Annotated in this window: 1 pseudogene; it reads left to right on the top strand. The window is 65.0% G+C overall.

Annotated features, from left to right (window positions below):
• Positions 1-337: pseudogene (locus tag U5771_RS35435) on the top strand (adhesin); the annotation flags it as partial.

Genomic DNA, 337 nt, shown 5'->3' with positions numbered 1-337 from the left:
CGGACGCGGTGAACGGCTCGCAGCTGTTCGCGACGAACGAGAGCCTGGGCGGCCTGAAGGACGCGCTGACGGATGGCGGCGTCATCGACGGCACGACGGGTGAATCGCTGGCGGTGGTGTACGACAGCAAGTCGAAGGACAAGGTGACGCTGGCCGGCGGCAAGGCGGGCACGATCCTGTCGAATGTGGCGGCAGGCAAGGCCGACATGGACGCGGTGAATGTATCGCAACTGAAGTCGTCGGGCCTGATCGGCGAAGACGGCAAGTCGATTGCCGCGGTGACGTACGGCAAGAACACGGACGGCACGACGAACTACAAGTCGGTGACGCTGGCAGG

The sequence above is a fragment of the Burkholderia sp. BCC1977 genome (assembly GCF_905339595.1).
Taxonomy (GTDB): Bacteria; Pseudomonadota; Gammaproteobacteria; order Burkholderiales; family Burkholderiaceae; genus Burkholderia.
The sequence above is the reverse complement of the archived record's forward strand: the minus strand, read 5'-3'. Positions and strand labels throughout refer to the sequence as shown.